The organism is Rhizobium sp. B21/90 (genome assembly GCF_019355815.1).
GTDB classification, from domain to species: domain Bacteria; phylum Pseudomonadota; class Alphaproteobacteria; order Rhizobiales; family Rhizobiaceae; genus Rhizobium; species Rhizobium rhododendri.
The window spans coordinates 1,498,532-1,518,402 of record NZ_CP072162.1; the positions used below are offsets into that span (position 1 = coordinate 1,498,532).

A 19,871-nucleotide genomic window follows, 5' to 3' on the forward strand; every position below is an offset into this window, starting at 1 on the left:
TGATTGACGATGGCTTGGATTCGCCGAATTTGATGGCCGGCTCAGCCGATGCGCTGTCGTGCTCCCGATGCTGAAGCGTATCGCTCTCGATCAGGTGCGGGCCGGAATGTTCATCGAGGACATGGAAGGCAGTTGGGCCAGCAATCCCCTGCAGAAGAGGCGGTTTGTTCTCGATGCCGTCGCAGCGAGGCAACTCCGGTCAAGCAAGGTCAGTGGCGTCGTGATCAACACCGCCAGGGGCGCCGACCTGTCATCGGCCCCAGCGTCAGACAGCCGCCATGGCGGGGCTGGCGAGATCTGCCTGCAGCAAGCCGCTGCCGCAATGCAGACCGTGCGACAGTCGGTAACTCAACTCAAGGACCTGTTTTCGTCAGCTGCCAGCGACGGCCCGGTGAGCGTCGATCAGACCAAGGCGATTGCGAGCGCAATCTCCAAGTCGGTCGATGACAACCCCGCAGTCTTCATCAGTGTCACCCGCCTGAAGGACAAGGATGAGGCGACGTTTGTCCATTCGGTCGCGGTCAGCGCGCTGATGATCCATTTCGGCCGCTATCTCCGACTGGACGAGGCAACCGTCGAATTGCTCGGCGTCGCTGGATTGTTGCACGACATCGGCAAGATCAAGGTGCCCCGCTCGATCCTCTGCAAGCCCGGCGTGCTGGATGAAGCCGAGACGCGCGTAATGCGCGACCACCCAATGCTGGGTTACGATATTCTGACCCAGCAGGAAGACATCCAGCCAATGGTCACGGACATCTGCCGCCACCACCATGAGCGCGTCGACGGCAAGGGTTACCCGGACAAGCTCTCGGGCCGCAGCCTGACCTACTTTTCGCGGCTGGCCGCGATCTGCGACGTCTACGATGCCGTCACCTCGGTCAGGCCTTACCGGAAGCCCTGGTCGTCGGGAGAGGCGCTGAAGTGGATGATCAAGCGAGACGGTCACTTCGACAGCCAATTGCTCAAGAAATTCATCCTCTGCCTCGCTGTGTCCCAGCCGGTGCAGCCGTAGCGTCAGCCTCAAGATTCTTCTGGTATCGTTTTGCCGAGAAAGTCCAAAATGAGCTCCAGCACCTGCCTATGAATGGCTTCCCGATCCCGCCCGCCGGCATCTTGACAGACGATTCCGTCGCCCGGAGATTGTTGCTCGATCTTCCCAGCGGCGCCAGATTTGCATAACTGCATAAAACTGAAGTGCAGGGCTCCAGGTATCGTCATGTAGGTCGTCGATATCTGCGGCAATTGGGCTGCCAGATACGCGGAGTCCTTGTTTGTGGCCGCGATCATCGCGGTCCTTGCGACGTCTGTGCCGATATCCTCCCCCGCTGCGAGCACCAAAATGGGGACTTGTACTGCAGCGAGGCTTTGCTGAGTAAAGCCCCGGGACGGCCCGAGGTCGAGGGAGACAACAGCTCTGAATTTCTGGTCCTTCATGCCTGTGCCGACCAAGTGCGAAGCGTTCGCAGGGTCTCGCAAGCCAAGGGATTCGAAGACTTTGCACGCGACGGTACCAAACTGCTCTGCGCAGTGGGTCATGAGGAGAGCGGGGTCGAACTGTCCGCCGGCGAGTTCGACAACCGTCCAGCCGCCAAGTGAGTGGCCAATACCAGCGATTCTGTGCGCGTCAATCTTGCCGCCCAAACTCGCATCCTGCAGCATCGCACTGGCAACACGACTGAGGTCTTCTGGCCGTTTCCAGAGTTTTGCGGCCTCCTCGGGTCGGCGGTCAAATGTCGTCGTGCCAGGATGGTCGGGGGCAGCCACGACATAGCCTTTGGAGACAAGCGCCGCTGCAATCCAGGCGAGATTTCGCCAGCTTCCCCCATAGCCGTGAGACAGCACTACCAGCGGGCGAATTCCTGCTTTAATTGCCCCGTTCAATATAACGCGCTGGCCATAAAATGCGGGTGTTTCCCCGACGACGGTCGCCTGCTGTCCCGTGTCCGTCGGATACCATATTGCGATCTGCAACGGTCGTTGGGGTTCATCACCCGCAAGCGTTGTCTGTCGAAAGCCCACATCGTCGGATGCATGGGCCGAGCAAGAAGCCACGAGTAAAAGAAGGAGGATGAAAATTCGGTTCAGCATGAAGCGCTCCCATTGTTTGGAAGCAAGTTCCTGCCAGTAAAGCCTGACAGCGGAGACCGATAACGCGATCGAGGTCGTTCGCTGGTAACGAAAAGGCGGGCCGAGATCTCGTCGCGACCCGCTTCTAGGCTACCTTCAGATATTGTTCTGCAGAACCTCCCGCAGGGTGCTGAAGATCTGGTCGATGTGGTGTTTTTCGATGATCAGCGGCGGGGAGAGGGCGATGATGTCGCCGGTGGTGCGGATGAGCAGGCCTTTCTCGTAGGCTTTGAGGAAGGCGCTGAAGGCGCGCTTGGTCGGCTCGCCGGCGATCGGGGCAAGCTCGATGGCGCCGATCAGTCCGATGTTGCGGATGTCGATGACATGGGGGCAATCCCTCAGCGAGTGGATTGCCTCCTCCCAGTAGGACGCAAGTTCGGCGCCGCGTGTCAGAAGGCCCTCGTCCCTGTATGTGTCGAGCGTGCCGAGCGCTGCGGCACATGCCATCGGGTTGCCCGAATAGGTGTAGCCATGGAAGAATTCGATCATGTGCTCGGGGCCGTTCATGAACGCGTCGTGGATCTCCGAGGTCACGAACACTGCGCCCATCGGGATGACGCCGTTGGTCAATCCCTTGGCCGTCACCATCATGTCAGGCATGACGTCGAAATAGTCTGCTGCAAAGGGGGTGCCGAGGCGACCGAAGCCGGTGATGACCTCGTCAAAGATCAACAGGATACCGTGCTTGGTGCAGATCTCACGCAGCTTTTTCAGGTAGCCCTTCGGTGGCAGGATGACGCCGGTCGAGCCGGAAACCGGTTCGACGATGACGGCGGCGATGGTCGAGGCGTCGTGCAGGGTGACGATACGCTCCAGTTCGGAGGCGATGTCGCCGCCGAATTCCGGCTGTCCTTTGGTAAAGGCGTTCTTGTCCGGAAAATGGGTATGCGGCATGTGGTCGACGCCGGTGAGCAATGTGCCGAACATCTTACGGTTTGAGACGATGCCGCCGACCGATATGCCACCGAAATTGACGCCGTGGTAGCCGCGCTCGCGACCGACTAGGCGGAAGCGGGAGCCATTGCCCTTGACCCGGTGATAGGCCAGCGCGACCTTCAGGGCCGTCTCGACCGACTCCGAGCCGGAGTTGGTGTAGAGCACATGGTTCATGCCTCCGGGTGCGAGGTCGACCAAGCGGTTGGCGAGTTCGAAGGCCTTGGGATGGCCAAGCTGGAAGGCCGGGGCATAGTCGAGCTCGCCTGCCTGCTGGCGGATCGCCTCGGTGATCTTCGGCCGACAATGTCCGGCGTTGACGCACCAGAGGCCAGCCGTTCCGTCCAGCACCTGGCGTCCGTCGTGGGTGGTGTAGTGCATGTCCTTGGCGCCGACGAAAAGCCGCGGCTCCGATTTGAACTGGCGGTTTGCCGTGAACGGCATCCAGAAAGCCCTGAGATCGTTGGGCGCTGCGTTCATACGGTCGGACATGCTGTTCTCCACGGCCGCTGGTCATCCGGATCGGCGACGCAGCTGATTATTTATCGTTCGGTCAAAATATCAGCCGGCCCGGGGTCGTCAAGCCGATGCCGGCATTTATAACGCCGCGATCTGGGATGATCGATCGGCCTGAACGAAAAAGACCGGCAAGGGGAACTTGCCGGTCCAGTCTGCAATCATACTCGGCGCAAAAACAGGCGCGGGCGCCTGTTGTCGAACCTGAAACAATTCACCGTCGAAAGCCAATCTCCGGCCGTCAGGCAGCAGATTTGCTTTTCTCGGCCTCGCTATAAATGTCCTCCAGAGTCGACAGAACCTTCATGACGGGTTCGGAAGAACTGGAGTAGTAAATCGTTTGAGCATCACGTCTCGTCTTGACTAGTTTCTGTGCCCGCAGCTTCGACAGGTGCTGCGACAGGGCGGATTGGCTAAGCCCTACCTGGGTTGCGAGAACGCCAACCGGTACCTCGCCCTTGACCAGGCTGCACAGGATCATGAGTCTTTTCGGATTTGCCATTGCGGACAGCAGGGCTGCCGCCACGGTGGAATGGTCGGACAAATTAATTGTTTTCATTTTTTCAAATCTTCCCAATGCGGATCGTACATCAGAAGCGGGTGAATATCTCATTGGCGAAATCAACTGACGCCGAAAGATACTAAATCGCGGCAAAGATTGTATATACCTAAATTTAAGGTACTCGGTTTGCTATTTTAGCGATAACGAATTCTAGATCCGCAAGATCTTGTACCGGCTCGCTAAACTCGTAGCGAAGCAGCCTATCCCCCCAAAAAAGGTCGAAACCAGCCAAATCCGCGCCATATATGTGGCACGCTTCGTGTTTTTCAAGCTTTAACGTGGCTGCGATATGGCTCGCAAGGTGTGGGTATGCACCCAGCAAATCTTGTACTCCCGCACGCCAAACGGCCGTCTCCGCCTCTGGCAGAACGCCACGAATCACCAGGTCGTCGCCACTCAGCCGATAGGCTTTTCCAAAGCCGCCGTTCAGGCTTGCGGCCTGCGGAACCAGACGGAAAAACTGGAAATCCGTAAAATCAATATAGAGCCTGGCGCGGGGATGACGGGCGAGAAAGCGGTCGCGAAGCAGATGGTGACTTTGCATGTCGCGTGCCACCTGTTCTGCCAGGCACTCGACGCTGAGGCGGGCATGGGCGAGGGGGTCGCCCTTGCCGGGCTCCCCCATCAGCAGCGATGCGCGCGGATCCGCCTGTAGGGCTCTGGTGTGGGCTGAAAGGGTGGAGACCAGGATCACCGGCACGCCGTCCCAATCGGTGCCGACGAGCACACGGCTGATGGCCGGAAACCCGGTGTCGGGGGCGATGACGGCCATCGCCGCATAGGGCGCGGACCGCATCAGGATGCGGCCAAGCCTGCGAGCATCCTCATCCGTCTTGCGGAGCACGGAGAGTGGTTTTTCAGTCGCCAACTGTCTCCTCCGATACTCCGCTTTCGGCTGGGCCTATCCCAAATTTGCCTCTAACGGCGATGGCTGGTGAGGCCGGCCACCACGTCCTGCGCGGTGATGGTGCCGATGATCGCGCCGTTATCGACAATGCCGATGCTGCCGGGCTGGCGGGCGAGCGCATCCAGAATGTCGATCAGCGGCGTTGAAGCCTTTGCCGTTGCCGTCACGGTGCCCGGCGTGGCGGAGTGGCCGACGCCCGGCTGCATGACGTCCCCGGCCGTCAGCATGCTGATCGGGTTCATGTGCTGGACGAAATCGGCGACATACTGGTCGGCCGGGTTCCTGACGATCTCCTGCGGCGTGCCGCACTGGATGATCCGGCCGCCTTCCATGATTGCGATGCGATTGCCGATGCGAAACGCCTCGTCGAGATCGTGGCTGACGAACAGGATGGTCTTCTTGAGCCGCCGCTGGAACTCCAGAAGCTCGTCCTGCAGCCGGGTGCGGATCAGGGGGTCGAGGGCCGAGAAGGGTTCGTCCATTAGAAGGATCGGCGCGCCGGTGGCAAAGGCGCGGGCAAGGCCGACACGCTGCTGCATGCCGCCGGAGAGTTCGTTGACGCGGCGGCCGGCCCATTGCGTCAGGTTGACCAGTTCCAGCTGCTCCGCCACACGCTCCTTACGCTCGATCTCCGGCACCCGGGCGAGTTCGAGGCCGAAACCTATGTTGTCCGCCACCGTCCGCCAGGGTAGCAGCGCGAATTGTTGGAACACCATGGAGACCGTATGCATGCGCAGGTCGCGCAACGCCTTGGCACTGCATTTGTAGGGATCGATCGGTCCGTCCTTGCTCTCCACCGTGACACCGCCGCGCACCACGGGGGCAAGGCCGTTGACGGCACGCAGCAGCGTCGATTTGCCGGAGCCGGACAGCCCCATCAACACGAGGATTTCGCCTTCCTCGATCTCGAGCGAGGCATTGGCGACACCCAGAACGAGACCCGTCTGGGCGCCGATCTCGTCGCGCGTCTTGCCCTGGTCTACCAGCGCCATGGCTGCCTGCGGGCGGTCGCCGAAGACGATGCTGACATTGTCGAACTTGACCACGGCCGTCATACGGTTTCCCCTTCGTCGAAGAATTTGAAGGTGCGGTCGAGGACGATCGCCAGAATGACGATGCTCATGCCGGAATCAAAGCCCATGGGCACGTTCATCTGACCGAGCGCGCGCTGGACGAGGGCGCCGAGACCGGCAGCGCCCACCATCGAGGCGATGACCACCATCGACAGCGAGAGCATGATCGTCTGGGTGACGCCCGCCATGATCTGAGGCAGGGCAAAGGGAAGCTCCACCTTGGTCAACACCTGCAGCGGGGCCGCGCCAAAGGCCTGTGCGGCCTCGATCAGCGCCGGCGGCGTCGAGATGATGCCCAGTCGTGTCAGCCGGATCGGTGCGGGCACCGCGAAGATCACCGTGGCCACCAGGCCAGAGACGGCGCCGAGGCCGAAAAGGATAAGGGCTGGAATCAGATAGACGAAGGTGGGAATGGTCTGCATGAGGTCGAGAATCGGTCGCAATATGGTGTAGAACCAGGCCCGCCGCGCCGCCAGGATGCCGAGAGGGACGCCGATCACCATCGATACGAGCGTCGCCGCCAGCACCAGAGCGAGAGTTTCCATCGCCTCCGTCCAGTAGAGCTGGTTGTAGATCAGCAGCATCCCGAGGGCGGTGAAGATCACCACGCCGACATGGCGGCGGATTAGCCAGGAAATCAGGCAGAAAACGGCGATCATGAAAAAGGGGTAGTAGGCCTCGAAGGCGGTGCCCTCGGTGAAGGTGCCGAGCAGCACGTAGAGCAACCCGTCGATAGCGCCGCCGAGGATGGCGGACACCGTGTCGAAGAAGCCGCTAAGGTTTCCCGTCAGCCAGTCGACGACGACCTGTGCGCCCTTGCCGATCTGGATCTTGTTGTTTTCGTCAAGTAGCCATGTATGGAGCCAATCCATCGCGTTCCCTCGCTGAGATCTGCAGCACCGGATAGATGCGCGTCACAGCCTTCACTCCGTGATGGCTGAAGCGGTGACACGCATTGTTTCCGGCAAGAATAAGGACGGCGGGGCCGCCCTTTCTGCTGTCGGGCTCAGAGGCCGAGCGACTTCTTCACGGCCGCTTCTGCATCGCCGCCATCGGCGGTCGTCACGCCTGCAAGCCATGGCTTGATGGTTTCAGGATGGGCTTTCAGCCATGTCTTGGCGGCGGCCTTACCCTGCAGGCCCTTGTCCATGATGAGGCCCATGATCTCGTTTTCCATGGGCAGCGTGAAGGAGAGGTTCTGCAGGAATTTGCCGACGTTCGGGCACTCGGCGACATAGCCGGCGCGGGTGTTGGTGAAGACATTGGCGCCGCCGAAATTCGGCCCGAAAACGTCATCGCCACCGGTCAGGTAGGTCATCTTGTATTTGGTGTTCATCGGGTGAGGGGCCCAGCCGAGGAAGATGATAGGCTTCTTCGACTTGTCGAGCTTGGTCACCTGGGACAGCATGCCCTGCTCGGAGGATTCAATGACTTTGAAATCCTTCTCGTCGAGGCCGTACTTGTGACCCTTGATCATGTCCAGCACCAGCTTGTTGCCGTCGTTGCCGGGCTCGATACCGTAGATCTTGCCGTCCAGTTCCTTTTCGTGCTTGGCGATGTCGGAGAAGTCCTTGATGCCGAGCTTGCTGCCGAACTCATTGGTGGCGAGCGTGTACTTGGCGCCTTCAAGGTTGGCGCGAACCGTGTCGATCGTCTTGGCGTCCGTATACGGCTTGATCATCGGCGCCTGCGACGGCATCCAGTTGCCGAGGAAAACGTCGAGCTGCTTGTTGGCAAGCGACTGGAACACGATCGGAACGTCGAGATCCTTGATGTCCGTCTTATAGCCGAGTGCGTCGAGGATATAAGTTGCAGTTCCGGTCGTGGCCTGGATGTCGGTCCAGCTGACTTCGGCGAAATGGACGGTCGAACAACTTGCCGGCTCCGCCGCCGATGCGACAGAGGGGGCGATGACCGCTGAAAAAAGCGCGGTGCTGAGGCTTAAAGTGAACAAAGTCAATTTCATCATTGTGTACTCCCAGTTTTACGTTCCCAAGCAATCACCAATAACCGACATTTACAAGCGGTCTCGCTGCATTTGCGGCGCTTTGGCGGTATGGAATGCGACACCTCCAATTTTCACAGTGCTTGATGCGCAGGCATTTGCACGCTGTGGAGCCAGCCGGCGTGATTTCCTGTGGCTTACGTCGGCCATGGCTTTCCTTCGGCGCTTCGCGATTCCATGAAGTGCGCAAAGGAGACGTTGATGGCGAAGCTGTATTTTCACTATTCCGCAATGAATGCCGGCAAATCGACGATGCTGCTGCAGGCTTCCTACAACTATCAGGAGCGCGGCATGCGCACGGCGATCCTGATCGCAGCTTTCGATCACCGGGCCGGCAGCGGCAAGATTGCCTCGCGCATTGGCCTCGAGGCCGATGCCGTGCCATTCGACCGGGATGACGATCTGTTTGCGACAATCGAAGCAATGCACGCCGAGGGTCCGCTTGCCTGCGTCTTCGTCGACGAGGCGCATTTCATGACGGCGCCGCAGATCTGGCAGCTGGCGCATGTCGTCGACCGCCTCAATATTCCCGTCATGGTCTACGGACTGCGCACGGATTTTCGCGGCAAGCTGTTTCCGGGCTCGCAGGAGCTCCTCGCCATCGCCGACGAGCTGCGTGAAGTGCGGACGATCTGCCATTGCGGCCGCAAGGCAACCATGGTGGTGCGCTTCGACAGCGACGGCAAGGTGCTCCACGAGGGCGCGCAGATCGAGGTTGGCGGTAACGAGCGATATGTCTCGCTCTGCCGTCGCCATTGGGAAGAGGCGATGGGCGACGTCTGAGGTCAAACGCTCTGGCGGCTGGACCGTTATCGTTGAGCGTCACAGGGCTCGCGCGGATTGAAATCGGGAGGCGATATGAAGACGTTCTGCTGTTCCACCATTATCGTTGCGGCGCTGCTGTCGGCGACCTCTGCCCTCGCCGATGGAGACCCGAAGCTCGGGGCGGGCGTCTTCAAGAAGTGCGCCGCCTGCCACACTGCGACCGAGCCGGTGAACAAGGTCGGACCTTCGCTGATGGGCGTGGTCGGGCGCCCGGTGGCGTCGGTTGCCACCTACAGCTATTCGGCTGCGATGAAGACCTTCGGGGCCGATGGCAAGGTGTGGGACGAGGCGCTGCTGCACAAATACCTGTCGAGCCCACAGGCTGTCGTCAAGGGCACCCGCATGAGCTTTGCCGGCGTCAAAAGCGACAGCGATCTCGACAATCTGATCGCCTATCTCAAAAACCCGGCGGCGGCTCAATAGGCCTGCCATCGGGGGATGGTTTGCGCTACTCTGGATCCACCCACCCGCCGCGATCAGCAGGAGCCCTCATGGCGCACGGCCATTTTCCGGAACGTGACATCGCACAGCTTCGGCGACTGCTGGACGATGCCTGCAAGGGAATAGCTGCTGCCGAGGCGGCGCTGGCGCATCACTCGCGGCCGGAGGCGCGGCTGACGGCAATCAACTTTCCTCTCGAAGAAACGCTCCTCGGCGAAGCCGTTGGTTTATGGAGCGAGTGGAGGGACCGAGTAGCAGCCCTTCTGCGTCAGCTCGATACCCAGACGGCCGCAGCCTTGCTGCAATATGAACGATTGTTCGACGAGACTGCGGGGCGTCAATCTCAGGGTTTTCTCAGACGACGCGTGCATCTCGGCAATGCGGCGCCGGAAGCGATAGCGCTCGATGTGGTCGAGCTGCTTTCGGTATCGGCAGCGCTGGACAGGATGCTGGGCGAGGCGAAGCCCTTTCTCGCCCTGCATCACCGCGTTTGCGAAGCCCACCTGCAGCAACTGGTCACTCGTCGGCGGCAGCTGGACGGCGAGCTGGACGAGGCGGGTCGGCGGCTTTCGTCCCTGAAGGCGCGGACGCACGAGCGCGCCTCGGCGACCCTGCCGCAGCGTGGTCCGTCACTGGATGCGATATCCGAGGAAGAACGCAAAGAGCTGGCGCTCGATCGGCAGGCGGCCGAGGTTAAGGATAAGATGCTGCGGTCAGAGCACGAGACCTTGTTGCGGTTGATGACAGACGACGAGGATTTCCTGGATGTGTTGAACAGCGGGATCGCGGCTGTGAACGTCATGGCTGCCAAGCTCGCGATCGATGTCGAACAGCGCGTCGCGTTGCTGAAGGCTGCAAACGAACAATCGGCGACGCAAGGCGAGGACCTGCCGGCCGGGGTCGAGGATCTTGTTGCCGCGTTCGAGGCCAACCTCCTTGCCGGACATGATATGCTGCTTCGTAAACAGGCTGCTGACGAGGCTTTCGCGCGCCGTCTGGAGGTGGCGCCGTCGCCTCGAGAGCCGGCAGTCGACGACGAGGAAGATGTGCCTGCGGCGCCGCAGCAGCAACCGGCGACGATTTAATTCAGCCGACGCGGTTGCCCTGTGGCCGGGGAGGTCATATCTGCTGGAGCACCACGCCCGTTAGGAGACATTGCATGCTTGATCCGATCATTGCCTTTTTTGCACGGATGCTCCAGGCAATTCGACGTGGTCTTGGGCTCCTGTTTGTCTGGGTGACGTGGCCTTTTCTTGCAGCGCATGGCTGGTACCGGCAGCGCAACTGGATCATCAAGGTGCCGGTTGCCGCTCTCGTCGTGCTGCTGGTCTGCCTCTACGGCTACTTCCTCGTTCAGACCCAGTCCTGGACGGGCTTCAACACCCACTACATCGACAGCTACAAGCTTGCCGACCGCAAGGCTGCCGGCCAGGATCTGACCCCGGTGCCTGTCGCGACCGATGCGAAGCCGGTCGCAGCCGCCACGCCGAAGCGTTGCGAGACATCCGCTATCGTCGATGTCACAGCCGACCTTGTGGATTTCAACGTCAACCGCAATGCGTGGATTTCGTCCATGCTCCTCTTCAAGCTCGGGTTTTTTGGCCTGAGCTGGGACGATACGCCATTCCTCGACAACAAGGCGTCCTTCCAGCGCGGTGTCAACCAAGCGGTTCGCAGGACCTCGATCGAGCTGGTAGATGCGCTGGGCCGCGTACGCGGAACATCGGGTATCAATTCGGACCTTCAGAATGCGCGCGGCAATCTCCAGTTCGACGAGTCCAGCTGGTATTTCGGTTTCCAGCCGTTCGGGCCTAAAACGCCGACCCCGAGCTACTATCGCGCCTCGATCAACAGCCTGCGCAAGTTCAATGTCGATCTCGGCGCCTGCAACGCCACCTTCGACGGCCGTGCCGACAACCTGATCGAATTCATCGACCGCATTTCAAACGATCTCGGCAGTACGTCGGACGTGCTGGCCGAGCGCTCCGAGAACCATAATTTTGGCTGGTTCGACACGCGCGCCGACGACCGCTTCTGGTTCGCCTACGGACAGCTCTACGGATATTACGGCATCCTCAGCGCTGCCGGCGCCGATTTCTCAAAGGTCATCGCCGAGCGCAACGTCGGGGCACTCTGGGGCGATACGATGAAGCAGTTCCAGGCGGCGCTGCGCATCCAGCCTTGGATCGTCTCGAACGGGCGCGAAGACGGCCTGATCATGCCCAGCCATCTGGCGACGATGGGGTTCTATATCCTGAGGGTGCGCTCCAACCTGGTCGAAACACGCGCGGTACTCGGCGGGCGGTAGTCTGCTGCTAAGTTCTTGGCGGGAAGCTTATGTCAGCTGATGAGCTTGAGCCGGATGGCTTTGGCCACGAGTTGCGTGCGGTTGACGCAATTGAGCTTCTTGATGGCATTGGTCATGTAGGCGTTGACGGTGTGGTCGGACAGCGTCAGGATCTGGCCGATCTCCACCGAAGTCTTGCCTTGCGCAGTCCAGCGAACGACTTCCATTTCGCGCGCCGACAGCATGGCTGCGGGCTCGTTGCCGTTGCGCTTGATGCTGTTGTAGGCCGTGGCGGCATGCAGCAGGATAATGCAGAGTTCGTTGAGTTCAGCCTGGGAGAGGTTGTTGCGATTTCCCGCCATCGAAAAAGCCAACCGCTCGCCGTCCGACGCGTTGACCGGAAAATGCATGCCCATCGTCAGGCCGCGGCTTTCGAGAAACGTCCGGAGTTCGCGGGGGAATTCCATTTCCGGTGAGGGTGCCCGTTCCGCCAGGTTCCAGCAGCGCGGAATTGCCGAATCGCGGTCTCGACCGACCAGAGGGTAGATGCGCAGCAGGTGGCCGCGATCGAAGTCGCGCAAATTCTGGGCTGGGGCCGACGTCTCGATAATCAGCGGTGTCAGCAGCATGTCCGAGGACGATGGCGCGTTGTAGAGCATGAAAGACGCAAATCCGAACGACTCCGCTGTCCTGTTCAGCGCCTGATGAAGCATGGCGCGGGTGCGCGCCGCCGCCAATTCGGCGGACAGAAACGTTTGTCGTCCAGAAGCTGTCATGTATGACATTCGAGCGCGGCTCATTCAGTTTGTGTTACCGCTATCAAATACGCGAAACAGGCCGGAATACGAGTCAAAAAGCTTGCGGTAACGCAATTGGTGCATTTGCGCTAAAAAACAACTTTTGCAACAGGGTGCCTCGTTCGCTCCCTGTGAATAAGCTCTTTGCGGGTGGGGTGGACGGCGGCGGCATCCTGAGTGTCTGTTGTCACCGATCGCTTGCCAACCTTGCAAATCAGCGCCGTCGTTGCTATCGATTGTCCTCCGAAACATCACCTCCGAGCCGATTGATGATGCTGACTTCGCTGACGCGGGCCGTTCCTTCGCGGTTAAACCAGGTCTTGCGCATTGTGGCGACCGTTGTTTTCGTGCTCGCCGGCCTTGAAGCGGCAAATGCGGCCGAGCCTCCCATCGATCGTCCCATGGACTTCGTTTTGATCCATGGCGGAACGCCTTACTGCCGGGATGGCGGATCCTGTGCCGATTGGATTGCAGCCGAAGGGCAGATCATGTCGGACTCGCCCCGCAAGCTGCAGAAGCTGCTGAAGAAAATCGGCAAGAAATCGCTGCCGATCGTCGTCCGCTCGCCGGGCGGGGATGTTGCGGCCGCCATGCAGATGGGGCTGATCATCCGGCGCCAGGGGCTTTCAGTGGCTGTTGGCGGGACACGCGCCGATGCCTGCGACGGCAGCGAACCGCTATGCGACGCGGCGCGGCAAAAAGACGGCTCGATGACCGGCGAGATCTATTCGAACGGCGCGGTTTGCCTGTCGGCCTGTCCGTTGCTACTGGCCGGAGGCGTCAGGCGGATCGCAAGTCCCTTTGCCTTGATCGGCGTCCACCAGATCACCACCACATACCGGGAAATGCGCGTTCAGTATCGCACCGAGTACGAAATGCTGAACGGCAAGAAGAAGATACTGTCGCAACGCGAAGTCGGCCGGAAAATGGTTGGGCAACACGACACCACGAAGCTCGGCAACAAGCAGAAGGCGGCGCTGATCGCCTACCTCACCAAGATGGGGGTCGATCCGGATCTGTTCGACCTGATGATGAGCGCCAACCCGCAGTCGATCCGTTTGCTGACGCAGGTCGAGGCGCTCAATCTGAAAATGATGACCGAGCAATCTTCCGCCGGCCAGCTCGCCGCAGCCGGTGCCTGCCCGCGCGAGAAGACGATCTCCGACTGCGTCGTATCCATGATGCCGGCGCCACCCCCGCCGCCGCCCAGCACGCCGCAGTCCAAGCCGCTGCCCGACGAGCCCGAGCCTGGCATGCCGCAGCCGCTCGAGCGGCAGGCTTTGCTGCCGGTCGTCCATTCTCTGTCGGGCCGGGCTGCCTAGGCATTATCCTTGCCCTTCGCCTGTCCCATGATCTTCTCGAGGTAGCCGAGCATCAGGGCCGAGACGACAAAGGCGAGGTGTATCAGCGTCATCCACATGATCTGGGCGGTTTCGAACTGCGCCATGTTCAGGAACACCTGCAGCAGGTGGATCGAGGAGATGGCGACGATCGAGGAGGCGACCTTGATTTTCAGGCTGCCGGAATCGAGCTTGCCGAGGAACGATACCTCATCGTCCTCTTCATTGGCTTCATCGAAGCGGCTGACGAAATTCTCATAGCCCGAGATCATCACCATGACGACGAGACTTGCCACCAGAGCCGCATCGATCAGGCCGAGCATGGCAAGGATCATGTCCGACTCTTCCAGCGAAAAGACGCTAATGGCGATCTTGTAGAACTTGTAGCAGAAGGAGAGGGCGTACATTGCAAGAGACGCGGCCAGCCCGAGATAGAAAATGACGAGCAACCAGCGGCTCGATAGGATGATGCGTTCAACGATTATTTCCAGGGATTTCACGGACGACCTCACGGGTTTTGATTTTCCGAAGCAGCATTAGCCATATGGTTATGCCGTAACAAGCCAGTGGCGCTCCTTGGTCCGCTGCCGACTTTTTCTCACCCAAGTCTGCGGCATGCCGGTTCACAGCGGTTTGCTATTCGTTTATGCGCAAGCGAGATAAACGGCGCGGTCGCATGGAGATTGACTGATGGCTACGGTAAAATCCGATATCGAGATCGCGCGCGCCGCGACGAAGAAGCCGATCTACGAGATCGGGGCAGCGCTCGGCATTCCGCCTGAGCAACTGGTGCCCTACGGTCACGACAAGGCAAAGATCAACGCCGACTTCATTGCCGGGCAGGCGGGCAAGAAGACCGGCAAGCTGATCTTGGTGACGGCGATCAATCCGACGCCGGCGGGCGAGGGCAAGACGACGACGACGGTCGGTCTGGGCGATGGGCTGAACCGCATCGGCAAGAAGGCAATGATCTGCGTGCGCGAACCGTCGCTCGGGCCCTGTTTCGGTACCAAGGGCGGGGCTGCCGGCGGTGGCTATGCGCAGGTCGTGCCAATGGAAGACATCAACCTGCATTTCACCGGCGACTTCCATGCCATCACCTCGGCCCACAATCTGCTGGCGGCGATGCTCGACAACCATGTCTACTGGGGCAATGCGCTGAATATCGACATCCGTCGGATTACCTGGCGCCGGGTGATGGACATGAACGACCGGGCGCTGCGCGATATCGTTTCGTCGCTTGGCGGCGTGGCCAACGGCTTCCCGCGCCAAGGCGGCTTCGACATCACCGTTGCCTCCGAGGTGATGGCCATCCTGTGCCTGGCATCGGACCTTGCCGACCTGGAAAAGCGGTTGGGCGACATCATCGTTGCATACCGCTACGACAGGTCGCCGGTTTTCGCGCGTGATCTGAAAGCGGACGGCGCCATGGCTGTTCTGCTGAAGGACGCGTTGCAGCCGAACCTGGTGCAGACCCTGGAGAATAACCCGGCGCTTGTGCATGGCGGCCCGTTTGCCAATATCGCCCATGGCTGCAATTCGGTCATTGCCACCCGGACGGCACTGACGCTTGCAGACTACGTGGTCACCGAGGCCGGCTTCGGCGCGGATCTCGGGGCGGAGAAGTTTTTCAACATCAAATGTCGCCAAGCGGGGCTGAAGCCGGATGCGGCGGTGGTCGTCGCCACGGTACGGGCGCTGAAGATGAATGGCGGCGTCACCAAGGACGATCTCGGCCGCGAGAATGTCGAGGCGCTGGTCACCGGCTGCGTCAATCTCGGGCGCCATGTCGAGAATGTGCGGAAGTTTGGCGTGCCCGTCGTCGTCGCAATCAACCACTTTACCTCCGATACGGACTCCGAGATCGAAGCGGTCAAGGCCTATGTTGCCGGTCTCGGTGCCGAGGCTATCCTCTGCCGCCATTGGGCGGATGGCTCGGCCGGCATCGAGGAACTGGCGCACAAGGTCGTGGCGCTTACACAGTCCGGCGAAGCGAAATTTGCGCCGCTCTATCCGGACGATCTGCCGCTGATGCAGAAGATCGACGTCGTGGCGACCGAAATCTACCATGCCGGCGAGGTGACTGCGGACAAGGCCGTTCGCGACCAGCTTAAGAGCTGGGAGGACCAGGGATATGGCCACCTGCCGGTCTGCATTGCCAAGACACAGTATTCGTTCTCGACCGACGCGGATCTGCGCGGCGCTCCGGAAGGCCATGTCGTGCATGTGCGCGAGGTGAGACTGTCGGCCGGCGCAGGCTTCGTCGTCGCCATCACGGGTGAGATCCGAACAATGCCCGGCCTGCCACGCTCGCCTGCCGCCGAGCGGATCATGCTGAACGAGCAGGGCTGTATCGAAGGTCTGTTCTAGGCTTGATCCATCGATTCAAGACGCTGCCAAAATGAGTCTGGCGGCGCTGCCAAGTCCCTGATATTCAGTGACAATAACGAAAGTCACCGTTGCGTTTCAGGACGTCCATGTGGAAATGATGCTCATGGGCGGCGTCGCTTTCGGGATCGAGGACGGTCGAGAAGTAAAGGCAGCCTGAAGCACTGACGGCACGCTGGAAGGCACCGGCAAGCGTCGAATCCTCCTTGCGCGGCTGTACCTCGACAGTCGTACCATCCTTGAATGTGAAACTCGCGATGTCGATGGCGTTGCCCCGGGCGTGCTCGGAGATCTTGCCAGTGCTCGCGTTGTTGCGCAGGCGGCAGATATAGGTCGACGCCTGGTTGATGGTGACGATCGGGCCGGCGGCCTTTAGCGCAGCCTCGCCTGCCGGAATGACGCTTTCTTTCATCCAGCGGGAGAGGGCCAGCGCCGCCTCGCAACGCAGCGTGCCTTCAGGCTTGAATTTCACGCCTGGCAACGCTTCCGAGAGGCTGATGGGCTTGTCGATGCCGCAGCCTTCGCCGTCGTCGATGCGGGGCAGATCCTTGAATACCGCGCCCATGGCCTGCAGGTCTTTCAGGCAGGCCTGATGCTCCGCGTCAGATTCCGGTTCGATGGTGAGCGGCTCGGCCGGTGGATTTCCCTTGCCATCGGTGGCGTTCGACACCGGTGATTTCTTGTCGTCCTTGCCGGCGTCGGCATCGGGCTTGCCTGTATCGGCATCGGGTGTCGTTGCCTTCGTGGCAGGCGCGTCGCCACTTTGCTTTCCGCTGGTCGTGCCATCGGAGGGCGAGGCTTCGGTGCCAGGCTTTGCAGCGGGTGTTTCCGGTGCCGGTGCCGGCTGCGGTTTTGGCTCGGGGATGGGAGCAACCGGCTGCGCTGTCTCCGCAGGCTTGTCGTCCGGTCGCGTCTCTGGCAGCGGGCCGGTTTGTGGCAGCGATGCAGCAGTCAGCAGCGTCAGGCAGGCGACAGCGGTGGCAATCCGGAAAAGCATATGGTTTCACCCGTTTCGATATCTCACGGGACGCAACGTTTCTAAGCCAAATTCGTTGCAGATCAGCAACAAGCTGGGCAGTCGTTAAAACATGATCATTGCATTCATGATTATATCGACGCTATATATTGACAATCTTAGTCATGTTTTTTATCGGGCAGAAAGGAGGCGGATATTTCTGCCTCTTTCCGTCCGCCTAGCCAGCCCCTTGGGCGCCTTGCAGCGTGCCAACCAGCCAGCCCGGTACATCACCTTGAAAGGAATTGGTTATGGTGCTCCGGCGATCCCGCTCGGTTCTCTTGACGTGCACGGCGTTTCTAGCGCTCGGCATTCCCACCGCATCTTTGGCCCAGCAGGCAGGGACTGCGGCTTCGGCGTCTACTGCCACAGAGCAGACTGACAGCACGACGCTGCAGAAAATCGTCGTGAAGAACGCCCGCAACACGGTGCAGAAAGGCTCGGTAGCGGACTCGCCACTGGCGGCGCACACCACGAGGGAGACCCTGGAGAAGAAGCAGGTCGACGACCTCAAGGATTTCGGCAACACCGTCGATCCGAGCGTGTCCTATAATGACGTTTCGAAGAGCGTCAACATCCGCGGGCTCGAGGCGGATCGCGTGCTGACGACCACCGACGGCATCCCCCTGCCGTACTTCTTCGACAACGTCTACAGCTACGGCGGCGGCGCGGACACCTACGATTTCACATCGCTTTCTTCCGTCGACGTGTTGCACAGCGCCGATTCCAGCCGCGCCGGTTCGGGTGCGCTGGGTGGCGCGCTGATGCTCCATACGCTGGAGCCGGACGACGTGATTGGCGACGGCCAGACCTTTGGCGGAATGTTCAAGCTCAGCTTCGATGGCTCCGATCACTCGATCACCGCTTCCGGTGCGGTCGCCAAGAAGATCGAGAACACGTCCGTGCTGTTCCAGTCTTCCTACAAGTACGGGCACGAGTCAGAATCGAACGGCGATGTCGGTGGTGTCGGCAGCAAGAGAACAGTTGCCGATCCGGTGGACTACAATCAGCGGAACCTGCTGTTCAAGATCCGCCAGGAACTCGAAGGTGGTCATACGATCGGCCTGACGGCGGAACACTATGGCTATAACTCGACCCGGGACTACCTGTCCTATTCGCTCTACGGCACGACTTACAACGACTACAAATACAAGCAGGACAAGTCTCGCGACCGGGTTTCGCTCGACTACAAATATGATGCGACCTCCGCCGACAGCTGGATCGACAGCGCCTTTGCTACCCTCTACTGGCAGAAAAGCGGTCGCGAGGAAGGTATCCTTGCAAACCGGCTGACGACGCCAAAGGGTGAATACGATCGCATCATGGAAAGCGACGAGCGCGATCTCGGCTATACGGCTTGGGCGAATTCGGACTTCACGACCGGCGTGCTCGATCACAAGCTGACGTTCGGTAGCGACTTCCAGTTTGCCAGCAGCAGCTATTATCTGAAGGGCGTCGATTCATGCACCACGCCGCCGGTTGGCTCGTGTGCCTTTTTCCACACCAACCAGAATTATGCGCCAGATGTGAACGGCTACAAGTTCGGTGCCTATGCCGAGGACAAGATCAGTGTTGGCGGCAGCCCGTTCTCGCTGACGCCCGGCCTGCGCTTCGACTGGTACAAGCAGGACCCGCAGGATACGGCATCCTATCCCACCAACACGCCGGATGGCCAGAATGGTAGCCATTTCTCGCCGAAGCTCCGGGCTGCCTGGCAGGCGACGCCTGATGTCGAGCTCTATGCGCAGTTCGTCACGGCCTACAAGGCCCCGAATGCCTACCAGCTCTACGTCGACTACGACAATACGCCGATGTACCGCTCGATCGGCAATCCCGATCTCAAGGCTGAAACCAGCTGGGGCTTCGAAGGCGGTGCCAACCTTGGTGACGACGACTTCGGTGGTCATGTCAGCGCCTACAGCACACGCTACAAGAACTTCATCGACACCTCCGACTTTATTCCCACGCCGGGATATGCGGTCGGCACGGCTGAGTACATCAACATCGACAATGTCCGCATCAACGGGATCCAGGTCGATGGGCACAAGAAGTTCAACAACGGTATCAACGTCCACGCCGCAGCATTTTACGCCCGCGGGACGAACATGGATACCGATGAACTTCTATCGTCCGTCGCTCCGCTCAAGGCCATCCTCGGTGTGGGCTTCGAGCGCGAGACATGGGGTACGGATCTGAGCATGGTCGCCTCTGCGGCCGTCTCCGATAAGTCCTCGGCATCGTCCAAGCCTCCGGGCTACGGTATCTTCAACCTCACCGGCTGGTGGAAGCCTGAAACGCTGAAGGGCATGACCCTCCAGGCAGGCGTCTACAACCTGACCAACAAGACCTACTACGATGCCCTTGAGGTCAAGGACGTCACCAATGCGACCGAAATCTACTCGGAATCCGGTCGCTACATCAAACTGGCGATTTCGCAGAGGTTCTAGAAACCAGCAGGTGAAGGGCGGCGCCATGGTGCCGCCCTTTGCCGCTTTACGGTTTCGACCGCAGTTGTTTCGCGGGCCCTCGAATGCTATCGATCTGGTTCAGTCTTTTGAGAAAGGAGGGCCGCAATGATCACGACACTCTGGCGCAATCGCCAGTTCGGCCCGACCGATGCCCTGCGGATGCGTTTGCAGGGCTGATCAGAGGCTG

18 protein-coding genes are annotated in these 19,871 nt (G+C 60.2%); 8 read left to right on the forward strand and 10 right to left on the reverse strand.

Annotated elements, in window-relative coordinates; all coding sequences use genetic code 11:
* Positions 1–67 precede the first annotated feature (67 nt).
* Positions 68–1,012, forward strand: coding sequence for an HD-GYP domain-containing protein (locus J5278_RS07145; protein WP_209184367.1), 945 nt, complete (start codon positions 68–70; stop codon positions 1,010–1,012).
* 8 nt (positions 1,013–1,020) lie between these two features.
* On the opposite strand, the gene J5278_RS07150 is transcribed toward J5278_RS07145, so the two are convergent.
* The 7 genes from J5278_RS07150 to J5278_RS07180 all read right to left on the reverse strand — a co-directional run bounded on the left by J5278_RS07150 (position 1,021) and on the right by J5278_RS07180 (position 8,087).
* A complete protein-coding gene (locus J5278_RS07150; protein ID WP_209184366.1) occupies positions 1,021–2,088 on the reverse strand; it encodes an alpha/beta fold hydrolase in 1,068 nt (355 codons plus the stop codon).
* A 135-nt stretch (positions 2,089–2,223) separates the two neighbouring features.
* Positions 2,224–3,552 carry an aspartate aminotransferase family protein gene (locus J5278_RS07155; protein WP_209184365.1) on the reverse strand — a complete coding sequence of 443 codons (1,329 nt, stop codon included), beginning with the start codon at positions 3,550–3,552 and terminating at the stop codon, positions 2,224–2,226.
* Positions 3,553–3,817: 265 nt separating this feature from the next.
* A complete protein-coding gene (locus tag J5278_RS07160) occupies positions 3,818–4,135 on the reverse strand; it encodes a helix-turn-helix transcriptional regulator (RefSeq protein WP_142823389.1) in 318 nt (105 codons plus the stop codon).
* Positions 4,136–4,250: 115 nt separating this feature from the next.
* Positions 4,251–5,006, reverse strand: a complete 756-nt coding sequence (locus J5278_RS07165) for a HugZ family protein (RefSeq protein WP_247749163.1) — start codon at positions 5,004–5,006, stop codon at positions 4,251–4,253.
* 50 nt (positions 5,007–5,056) lie between these two features.
* On the reverse strand, positions 5,057–6,100 hold the full coding sequence (choV, locus tag J5278_RS07170) for a choline ABC transporter ATP-binding protein (protein WP_209184364.1): 1,044 nt from the start codon (positions 6,098–6,100) through the stop codon (positions 5,057–5,059).
* On the reverse strand, positions 6,097–6,990 hold the full coding sequence (gene choW, locus J5278_RS07175; RefSeq protein WP_142823387.1) for a choline ABC transporter permease subunit: 894 nt from the start codon (positions 6,988–6,990) through the stop codon (positions 6,097–6,099). The genes choV and choW overlap by 4 nt, the downstream gene beginning before the upstream one ends.
* A 134-nt stretch (positions 6,991–7,124) precedes the next feature.
* On the reverse strand, positions 7,125–8,087 hold the full coding sequence (locus J5278_RS07180) for a choline ABC transporter substrate-binding protein (protein ID WP_209184363.1): 963 nt from the start codon (positions 8,085–8,087) through the stop codon (positions 7,125–7,127).
* A gap of 237 nt (positions 8,088–8,324) precedes the next feature.
* Here J5278_RS07180 and J5278_RS07185 point away from each other — a divergent pair, with 237 nt between their 5' ends.
* The 4 genes from J5278_RS07185 to J5278_RS07200 all read left to right on the forward strand — a co-directional run bounded on the left by J5278_RS07185 (position 8,325) and on the right by J5278_RS07200 (position 11,697).
* Positions 8,325–8,906 (forward strand): thymidine kinase, encoded by a 582-nt coding sequence (locus J5278_RS07185; RefSeq protein WP_142829274.1) that lies wholly within the window; start codon positions 8,325–8,327, stop codon positions 8,904–8,906.
* Positions 8,907–8,981: 75 nt separating this feature from the next.
* The gene (locus J5278_RS07190; protein ID WP_209184362.1) at positions 8,982–9,371 is read left to right on the forward strand and encodes a cytochrome c family protein; all 390 of its coding nucleotides are present in this window, start codon (positions 8,982–8,984) and stop codon (positions 9,369–9,371) included.
* 68 nt (positions 9,372–9,439) lie between these two features.
* Complete coding sequence (locus tag J5278_RS07195; protein ID WP_209184361.1) at positions 9,440–10,474, forward strand: hypothetical protein; 1,035 nt, start codon at positions 9,440–9,442, stop codon at positions 10,472–10,474.
* 74 nt (positions 10,475–10,548) lie between these two features.
* Entirely contained in the window at positions 10,549–11,697 is a 1,149-nt protein-coding gene (locus J5278_RS07200) for a DUF2333 family protein (protein ID WP_209187517.1), read from the forward strand.
* A gap of 32 nt (positions 11,698–11,729) precedes the next feature.
* On the opposite strand, the gene J5278_RS07205 is transcribed toward J5278_RS07200, so the two are convergent.
* A complete protein-coding gene (locus tag J5278_RS07205; protein WP_209184359.1) occupies positions 11,730–12,461 on the reverse strand; it encodes a LuxR family transcriptional regulator in 732 nt (243 codons plus the stop codon).
* A gap of 281 nt (positions 12,462–12,742) precedes the next feature.
* Between J5278_RS07205 and J5278_RS07210 the strand changes: the two genes are divergently transcribed.
* A complete protein-coding gene (locus J5278_RS07210; protein ID WP_209184358.1) occupies positions 12,743–13,795 on the forward strand; it encodes a hypothetical protein in 1,053 nt (350 codons plus the stop codon).
* On the opposite strand, the gene J5278_RS07215 is transcribed toward J5278_RS07210, so the two are convergent.
* The gene (locus tag J5278_RS07215) at positions 13,792–14,313 is read right to left on the reverse strand and encodes a TIGR00645 family protein (RefSeq protein WP_142823379.1); all 522 of its coding nucleotides are present in this window, start codon (positions 14,311–14,313) and stop codon (positions 13,792–13,794) included. The two genes, J5278_RS07210 and J5278_RS07215, sit on opposite strands and share 4 nt — an antisense overlap.
* A 190-nt stretch (positions 14,314–14,503) precedes the next feature.
* Between J5278_RS07215 and J5278_RS07220 the strand changes: the two genes are divergently transcribed.
* Positions 14,504–16,183: a formate--tetrahydrofolate ligase gene (locus J5278_RS07220; RefSeq protein WP_209184357.1), complete on the forward strand. Its 1,680-nt coding sequence runs from the start codon at positions 14,504–14,506 to the stop codon at positions 16,181–16,183.
* Positions 16,184–16,247: 64 nt separating this feature from the next.
* Here J5278_RS07220 and J5278_RS07225 read toward each other — a convergent pair whose 3' ends face one another.
* Complete coding sequence (locus J5278_RS07225) at positions 16,248–17,198, reverse strand: extensin family protein (RefSeq protein ID WP_209184356.1); 951 nt, start codon at positions 17,196–17,198, stop codon at positions 16,248–16,250.
* Between the two features lie 269 nt (positions 17,199–17,467).
* Between J5278_RS07225 and J5278_RS07230 the strand changes: the two genes are divergently transcribed.
* Complete coding sequence (locus J5278_RS07230) at positions 17,468–19,663, forward strand: TonB-dependent hemoglobin/transferrin/lactoferrin family receptor (RefSeq protein WP_209184355.1); 2,196 nt, start codon at positions 17,468–17,470, stop codon at positions 19,661–19,663.
* Positions 19,664–19,871: the final 208 nt, after the last annotated feature.